We start from the raw sequence: 10,019 nt of genomic DNA on the forward strand, positions 1-10,019 counted from the left end.
ATCACCGGAGTAGCCGGAAAGGCGCTGGTAAGTATTCAATCCGATTTGCTACAGATGGGCGATCCATTAATTGAAGTTTACAGTATTGATGGTAGTAAGATTAATGAAATGAATGCCCGCAGCAGCCGCACTTTAGTGATGCTGCCCAGAACAAGTGGCATATTCATCATCCGTGTAAGCGTAGGCGATTTGGTGAAGAGTGAGCGGGTAGTGGGACAGAGATGATTAAACGCGAGCCTCGACTTCGCTCGGCTGACGTTTATAGGCACAAGCGCAGTGATAAATTATTGAGGGCTTCACTTTTAGTGAAGCCCTCAATTGTTTTAATATCATATCTGTGGCAATCTGAGTAATCTGTGGTGAAATAAGTGTTGGAGCCTTTAGGGGGTTAGGGGGTGAGCGATGGGTTTAAGTATTCATGGTTTATGGATTTTTAAGATTGGCGTTTCGATTGACGATATTTAAGGGTCGTTAGCCCTGATGTCTTAACCTTATATGTCTTATATGGTAAAATCTCACATGGTTCATGATATTCTTCGCCGACCATGATGTTTTCCCGCAATCATAACTTGCAGAACAACAGGAATTTTGAATCTTTTTTTTAAGAAATTCGTAGGAATGGATATGATTCGCTTAGTTTCTTAGCATGCTGCTTTGCTATTGGTCTAATAATTAAAGGCGTTTATCAAAATAATTAAACCATTAGAAACAAAAAGAAGTATATAACTAATAGATTTTGACTATTTTTGACGGTTATTTGAATTAAATATTGGATTATGAAAAAAATATACTGCCACCAAATTTTGTTTTTATGTGTTGGCTTTTTATTAATAATAGGAACAGCTAATGCACAAACAGGCCCTGCAGGAGTAGGCAATGCTGATGGTTCCAACGGGCAACCACATAACCTGGTTTGGTTGGATGCTTCTGATTTAACTGAATTTGGAAGTGGGGATACCTGGACGGACAAATCGGGGAATGACCACCATGCCATAAGTGATGGGGCAAACATCTCTTTAGGAGACATCAATGGTGAGAATGCGTTGGATTTTTCATCCTTCACCAGTGGCAATTTTTCCATTGCTCATCATGCCGATTTTAACGATGTGAACCAGCTCTCCATTTTTGTGGTTTATAATTCAGGTACAAGCACCAATCCTCAGGGATTGGTTTCAAAACGTTTGAATAGCAGTGGGTCAAATACTTCTTTTGCTTTTTTCCAATATACCAATTACCGGCTTTATGCTGACTATTCAGAAACATCCAATCGCATAAACGGAACCAATAATTCATCTGAAACAGATTATATTGCCAACTATATTTTTCAAACCAACGATTCATCTAAAATATACAAAAACGGGATTTTGGACAATGGTGCATGGAGGCTGACAGGTGCGTCTAATATTAATAACACATCTGTTGATATCGAAATTGGAAAGTTGGATGAAAGCTATCCTGACGCCCGTAACTTCAAAGGAAAAATAGCTGAGATCATTATCTATAAAACCAATTTAACGGACATTCAACGGGCGTTGGTGGTAAGTTATTTAAGCAATAAATACAGCATAGGCGTTCAGGAAATTTCTCTGTCCTATTCTCCATCCGAAGGAACCTTTTATGAAGACCTGACCGGTTATGCCAGATCATCAACCGGGTTTAAAAATTTTGGCCCTTCGGCAGGTTTCTATATTTCATTGAACGATGCTGCAGTTGATGAATATATTGCCACCGCTCACAATGGAGCGGTTAACGATAAAGATAACATTCAAACAGGACCTGATGTAACAGCATCCGGGGCTGTGGCAGCGTGGAACCGCTCCTGGTATGTCAATAAAGGAGGTTCTTCAAATGCGCGTTTGAGCTTTAGTTTTCCGGAAGGTTTTGAGGATGGCACTTTTCCTCAGGAATTAAGTAATTATGTGTTGTTGAGAAAAGAAACTCCTGAGGGAAATTACACCCAAGTGGATTTATCTGACAAAGGAGTTGAACTGGGCGAAAGGGTCTGGTTTGAAGTGGCTGATGCTGATTTTCAGGACGGATACTATACACTTGGCACCCTGAATCAGGGAGCAAGCCCACTCGAAGGCGGATCAACCCGCACCTGGTACACCTTAATCAGTGGCAATTGGGACAACTGGGAAGTATGGACGCTTGACCCATCCGGCGCTTTGCCCAATAATCCCAATGAATATACTCCTACAACATCCCCTACCGGAGCGTCTGATCGGGTAGTTATTTTAAATGGAAAAACAGTCACAGTAGATTCCAATGATAAAATTCATTCAATGGTCACCGTGGATGGGCGATTGGATTTAAAAGCCACTACCGGACATAGTTTTGGTCAGATCCGAGGTCGTGGACGTATTCTTTTATCCGGAGATAATTTCCCCGAATTTGGGGATGCTTCTCATTTCACCTCTGCCGGACAGGGAGAAGGAACCGTGGTCTATTATGGCAATAGTTATGATTTAACACAGGATTTATCTTTCTATAATCTGGAAATTGATTTGGCCTCAACATCAGAAAAGGTTACATTATTAAATGATTTCACCATCAATGGAGAGTTCCGGATTAAAACCGGGGAATTCCAGATTAACAACAGTTCTGCCACCAGTGCTTTAAACCTAACGGTAAATGGCAATGTGGTAGTGGAGGAAAACGGAAAAATTCTTACTGGTACGGCCAATGCCCGTCACCAGTTTAATATGTATGGCGATTTCACCAATAACGGAACAGTAGAGTTTACCAACCGTAACTCGCCTAACTACGGCAGTCAGGCAAGTGATGGAATTGTGGATATTAACTTTTTAAATGACTCCAAAAACCAGTTGGCTTTTTTCAACGGGCCATCCAAAGTTTACAGAATAGAAATAGACAAAGGTACGGATGCTACCTATGAGCTAATATTGGAAGCCACCCATGAGGACAATTTCAGACTGCTGGGTTTTGCCAATCATGACCATGGATCTATTCAAGAGCCGCAGTTAACTTCCAATACCAATGCTCTGGGGTTATTACGGGGTACAGTCCGTATAAAAAGCAATGTTGTTGTGCCTCAATTAAACAATTCCGGTAATTACAACATTTCCGAAGCCGCCCGTTTGTGGGTCGATGGTGGTACGGTTTCTAAAACCAGTGGTACAGCCATTGTTCCTTATGGTGTGATACAGGTAAGTGCCGGTACTTTAAATGCCACAGTAAACAGTGGCATTACCACCCGGGGCAATGCCCTGGTAAAGGTTGAAGGCGGAACGCTTAACCTCAATCAACTTAGAACCTCTGTGTTTGGAGCTGAGAATGTAGGCGGATACGTACAGACAGGAGGTACTACAAATGTGCTTGGAGGATCTACTAACAATAATTACTCCTGTTTTAATCTCTCCTATCCGGGTAATGTTTTTAATATGTCGGGTGGTACTTTGCACATTCATCAGGCCAACAGCAAAGGCGGTGTTTTTATTAATTCTGATGCTACCAACGTAAATGTAATCGGTGGAAACGTTATTTTTAACATTGGCAATGCCAATGATTTTGTCATCACCTCCAAAGCTCCTTTTTACAATTTAGAGTTGACCAAAACGGTTAGTAATTCTGCGGTTTTTAAATTAGACGGCGGAACAACAGGTACAGGTGGTGCTGCGGTAACCATTACCGGACAACCTTTAAGGGTGCTTAAGGATTTTATAATACGGGGAAAGGAAACCGATAATTATTACCCACCAATAAATTTCTATGCGGTTACTTCTTCAGAAAACGTAAATGATGTTTACATTGGAGGTTCCTTTAAAATTGAGGCTGGTGCTCAATACTGGACGGCAGCAGATGGAGATCGGGAAAGAAATTATGATGGAGCAGCGCGTCAACCATCAATTGTTAATACTACTCATTTTAACCAGACCATTGGAACATCGGCTATTGATACCCTTTACTGGGGCAATACTGGCAATCAGTTTGATTATAATGGTGATGGTAATTTTGTGAATGCTGAAAATATGTTGGAACTGGGGAATTTTGTCCTCAATCGCACTACGGGCAATACTTTGCGTTTGGTATCTCCCGGGCCTGGATCCGGGTTACGCGGAAACAGCTCTTTAACGGTGGATGTTAACGGCAATGCATCGGTGTTGTCGGGAACTTTTGATCAGGGACGATTAACCATGCGAATCTGGGGTAACATTACCAATTACGATCGTTTTGGAACTTATTTCAGCAGTGGTAGTTATCCGATAAATGGAGGGACTCCCAATACTGCGCAGATCCGCTTCAGAGAGGATCCTCCGGTAATTATCAATACATCCGAAGGGGCTGTGTTTGGTAATATCCGTTTCAACGTGAATGCAAATCAGACTGTGGAACTTAACAGCGATGTTTATATTGAACGAATGGAGTTTACTCGAGGTTCTATTTACATTAAAAACCATCTCTTAAAGGTTGATGAAATGTGGCGTTTGGCCACAAATATGTTTGAGGATGTGACGGATAATACCGTCAATGGGAGTAAGCTAAAAGTGACTGATACTGGCAGGGCAGGTGACAATATAATTTACACCAACGGTAAGGCCAGTGATGGTGGTTTGGCTTTAAAAGTTACACAGAATTCATTGCCTGAAACTTCAAACAATATCCGTAATAATATTAGTCCGGTAACTTTTCCCATTGGTTATACTACCGATGGCGGTACAACCATCTATTACCGGCCTGCACAAATCAACGTCCAGGGTCTGCAAGCCGATGACGAAGGATATGTGCGTATTCGCCCCGTGAGTGGGGAACTCCAAACAACCGACCTTTCCGGTGGTGAAATATTACAGCAATATTGGAGGGTGGGGTATTCTGAATTTGAGACCATTCCAACTGAGATGGCCTACAGATTTTATTATAGAAATCAAAGTGGGATAGAAGGGGTTGATTTACCTGCCGGAGTTGCTAACGAGAACCAATATGTGCCCGGATTTGTGTTGGATGGAGGTACGTATGCCCGCGATTACGAGTCTTCACCTTCAGCCGATGTGGATGATATTTTCGCATCATCCTTTGATGCCAATACACGGATTTTGGTGTTTAACGGGACCTCGGCAAGCGGTGAGTTTATTCACGGTAGTGGTTATGCCGGATTTGAAGGGATTAATGCCAATTATACGGCTGGTATGCCGGCCAGATTTGTGGGTGCGCCTGCTATTTATTATAGTCGTAGGGGAAGTGGTTGGGGAGGATATAACTGGGGCAGCACTAATTCCTGGTACACTACACCTGAAGGCACTACACATCCATCATCTGTTCCCGGAGCAGGAGATGTTGTGGTGATTCGTGGTTCTTATGGCACAGATGGTATAAATGTCAATGGAAACAGACAGGTTGCCGAGGTAATTATGCAACGTGAAGGAGTTTTTCAAGATATTGAAGATTTACAGCGCCTTCGTTTTGCTCCGGGGGATCAGTTGACTGCGGCGAAGATTTCAGGGGTTGGTGAGTTGTATTTGCAAGTAAACTTGGGTTCTCAGCCCATAATTAATGCCGATATTGGCGAATTTGCAGCCAATGATACCAGTTTGGTGTGTTTTTATATGACTCAAAATGGTACCTATAATGTCAATGAAGGAGATTTTTTCTCTGTTTTGCCAACCTTAAGGATTTATGGACAAAACTCTACCAGCCGTCACGTCAGTTTTAATTACGACATGCAAATGAAGAATCTGGTGGTAGATGGCTCTGCACGGCTACTGGTTGGGGGTAATTACTCCGTAGAAAACAGAACCAGACTTGGATTTACCGGAGACGGGCGTATTCAATTTCCAAATGGAGCAATTCCATATCATTTCTCAACCGGTGAATTTGTTACCGGTAAAGGGAAAACAGGGAATGGAAATAATTTTCAGCTATCAGTTGCTTCGGGAGGCGGAAATGGAGTAGAGCATGTTTTTGAGGTAAAGGATAATATCCATTTAGGGTTTACGACTGATGACAGGGGAAGTGGGAATATTGATATGAACCTTTATACCAATGCTGCAGATAACAATGTAATATTGCGTCTGTCAGGTGCAGGAAATCACTCATTTATTAATGACTACACTGATGCCAATCCACCAACCATTAAGCTCTATAAAATAGAAATGGACAAAGGCGCCGGAACAGGTTCGTCTTTTACCTTTACAGATAATTTTTCTTTGAATGGTGCTACCAATGGGCTGGCAGGAGAAAAAGCCGTCCAATTGTTAAACGGCCTGCTTGTTTTGGATCACCCTGCTATCGACTTGGATTTAACCACCGGAGGCGATGATTTCTTTATTCCCGGCACAGCCGGCCTAGAGGTGCGTCAGGGAACAGTTAATGCCAATGGTAACAGTGGCATTTTGCTGGATGGAAGGCTGGTTGTAACCGGCGGAACGGTTGACATGAGTGGTGGTAACAATTACATAGAATACTCGGCCAGTGGGAACGCTGCCATAAATGTGTCGGATGGAAGCTTGATTGTAGGTTCGCAAATCAGAAGGGGGCTTACGTCCAGTGAAGGCATCCTTGATTACACCCAGACCGGAGGAACTGTTATCGTAGGTAACAATGTGGCACCTGAAAACAACCGGGGTGTGTTTGAAGTGCTAAATGCAGGAAGTAATTTTACTTTTACAGGAGGTGAATTGCAAATAGCCAGAGCTCAAAGCAACCCTGCTTTTGCATCGGTTTACTTGTCTCCCGAAACTTCAACGGTGAATAATAACGTTGAATTTCGAATAGGAAATGATGATACGCCTATCAATCAGGTCATTGGTATTTATTCTGACATAGAAATCCCCAACCTGTTGGTAAGTAACTCTAGTGGCAATGCACCAACATTGCGTCAGTGGACAGTACCATTAACTGTTTCTAATCTTTTGGAAGTGGAAGCGGGTGCAGGTTTTGATGCCAATGGAAGAGATTTAATTCTTAAAGGAGATTTTGTAGGAAACGGCAGTTTTATGGCCAATGGCAATACCACATTCTTTAGTGGTTCCGGAGATCAAGAGCTAACAGGTAGTTTGTCATTCTTTAATTTAACAAAGACCTCTCCGGGTGAATTGAATCTGAACAATTCCATTCAGATTCAAAACAGGCTCCGGCATGAAGATGGTTTGTTGGTGGATAACTCAAATGTGGTGTCTGTAGCCGGTAATCTTTATATGTTGGGCGATCATCAGTGGGGTGGTTCAGGAAGAGGTATTGTCCTTAACGGGGTTGAGGAGCAAACCTTGTATGGCAGCGGATCTTTTGGCAAGTTAACGACCAACAATCCGGAGGGCATTAAGGTTGATGAAGGTAACACGGTTTACATCAACCATGCGCTTCAAATGGAGCAGGGGGTTTTAAATGTGGGTTCCAATTTGCTGGTTTTGGCTGAGAGCGCCATCATTATTGAGACGAATCCCTTCTCGGAATCCAATATGATACAGACCAATGTCTCATTTACCGATAACGGAGTAAAGAAATTTATGCCCGCAGGGCCCGGTAATTTCACGTTCCCGGTTGGTTCTATCGGAAAATATACACCGGTAAGATTTACCATTTCAGCCAATAATAACGGAAGTGGAAGTCTATTGGTGAAGCCCGCCGGTGAGCCTCATCCCAGCATCAATCCGTCAGATTGGGACAATGTCTTGAATTACCATTGGGTAGTGCGTTCCGAAGGACTCTCGGGTTTTTCAGCAGAGGCGCGAATGAAATATGACCTGGGCGATGTGAAAGGTGATCTTGAAGAATACATCACTGCGAGATTACTATCTGACGCTACTGGCGAATGGAATAAGTTCAGTGGTGATGAGGTAATTGATAAGGTCAACCGGGAGTTGGTGTTTAGTTTCTTTGCAACCGACGATGCTGGAATCAGTGGTGACTATACAGCAGGCCTGGATGCGGCCATACCTGATCAGGTTCCAACTTATATCACAACCATGGGTGGTAATTGGAATGATGCCTCAATTTGGGACACCTATCCGGATTCAGGTGGTTCTGTTCCGGCAGGAGGCCCCAGGGGATCCATGGTGATTGTTGCCCATGAGGTAGCAATGCCGGTTAATTATTCTTCTTCATACCGTACAACCATTGCCGAGAATGGAGTGCTGTCTATGGGGCAAACCTTTGGTCATCGACTTGGAGATGTGTTTGGCTCCGGGGTGTTAAGCCTTGAGAGAGGCGATCTGCCTGCTGGTTTTTACGAGGAGTTTTTAACGGGGAATGGAGGTACTTTGCGGTTTGGAGGAAATGACAGCTACGACATATTGGGTACCATCCATAATCTTAATAATCTTGAATTAACGGGATCAGGAACCCGTCGTTTCCCAAATAGCAATGTGCAACTATTGGGAGATCTGTTGATAGACGGCCCAACGGCCCGAAACGAAGGAAACAGAACGATTTCTGTCAAGGGAGATGTGTTGTTTGAGAGTGGATCTTTTGTAGCAGGTACAGGAGCCTCTTCGGTATTTGTTCTGAACGGTACCGATATTCAAACGGTATCCGGGGCAGCTAATTTCAGTGGAGGGAATAGTTTTAACCGGTTAACGGTAAATAATCCTTCAAATGTGCTGTTTTCTAATAATGTTGATGTTGCTGATATACTAACGCTGTCATCTGGCCGAGTTTTAGTAAGTAATGATGCACAGTTCCGAATTGTGAGTTTTAGTTCTGATGCAATCGTTGGAGCGGCCTCTAACAAATATGTAAATGGGCCTCTTTATAAGCAAATTAACACAGGAGCCGGTTTCAACTTCCCATTGGGGAATAATTTCCGGTATGGAGTGGTTGGGGTATCCAACGTTTCTGTGGGCGGATTCTGGCGTGCTCAATACTTTAGCAGTTCACCAAATGGCGCCGGACTCGCAACCAGCAGTAAAGAAGATCGGGTAGAATATGTCAGTTCAAACGAATATTGGAATATTGAAGCACCTGCCTCGGCAACAGCTGAGGTGACCATGAGATGGGATGCTTCCAGTGGCGTTAATCCAGCAGAGTCAGGTTTGCGCGGTGTTCAGTGGTTGACCGATAAATGGCATGAGGTGTCTTTGAGCAATGTCTCCGGCACTTCTTCTGCGGGCACGGCAAGGATTCCAAGTCTTACTTTTAACGCCAACGCAGGAGCAGGTAATTACATCACCTTTGGGTCTATTTCTATTCCTGCTTACACATGGACGGGGGCTACAGATACAGATTGGTTTAAACCCGGCAACTGGACCAACACCACAGTTCCCTCTGCCAGTGCGAACACCACCATTGCAGCGGTGTCCAATCTGCCTGAGATTTCAGGCGCTAATGTGGCACAGGTGAATGATCTGATCATTGAAACGGGCGCAACCTTGACTGTGGCCTCCAGCGGCAAACTGACAGTGAATGGGGATTTGGATATTTCATTAGAGCCGGGTGGATTAGTGTTGAAAAATGAGACCGGTTTTGGCGGCATGGCATCATTAATAACCCATGGTGCTGTTATAGGGGAAGCTAACGTCAAGTTAACTTTGCCTAAAGAACAATGGTTTTATTTAGGTAGTTCCATCGAGGATGCCACCTTTGGTAATTTCAGTCCCGGAGCACAGGGCTCAGGTACATTGGTCAATGTTTATCGCGACCGATGGTATTCAACATTCACGCAACACGATGAAACCGCTATGCGAGACATGGAAGGAGTGGCTGTATATTATCATAAAACCAACGAGGCGGATAACTTTATGGAATTATCCTATACCGGGGTTCTTAATACTGGGGAAATTTACCGAACATTCTTGGAGAACCGTTATCAGTTGATGGCCAATCCATACCCCAGTTTTATCAATTGGCAAAGCAATGCGGGCTGGAGTCGGGAGCATTTTGAGCCAACCATTTGGTACAGGGCATTGATTGGAGAGGCTATGACGTTTGTGACCTATAACCGTGCAGCTGTTCCCGGCGCCCGAGTTGCACTTTATCCTACCGGGGAGAGTTACAACGAGGAGGAGATGGGTCTGATCCCGCCTATGCAGTCTGTGTATGTTCGTCCGTTGGGAGCCAATCGCACC

The 10,019-nt window shown here is 43.7% G+C and carries 2 protein-coding genes; both read left to right on the plus strand.

All coding sequences use genetic code 11. From position 1 onward, the window contains the following. The coding region (locus B5X70_RS17100) for a T9SS type A sorting domain-containing protein (protein ID WP_143255099.1) at positions 1–225 on the plus strand (225 nt) is incomplete at its 5' end. A gap of 551 nt (positions 226–776) precedes the next feature. Then, a partial coding sequence (locus B5X70_RS17105) for an autotransporter outer membrane beta-barrel domain-containing protein (protein ID WP_143255100.1) occupies positions 777–10,019 on the plus strand: 9,243 nt, incomplete at its 3' end.

This window comes from Alkalitalea saponilacus (assembly GCF_900168165.1).
Lineage (GTDB): Bacteria > Bacteroidota > Bacteroidia > Bacteroidales > Marinilabiliaceae > Natronoflexus > Natronoflexus saponilacus.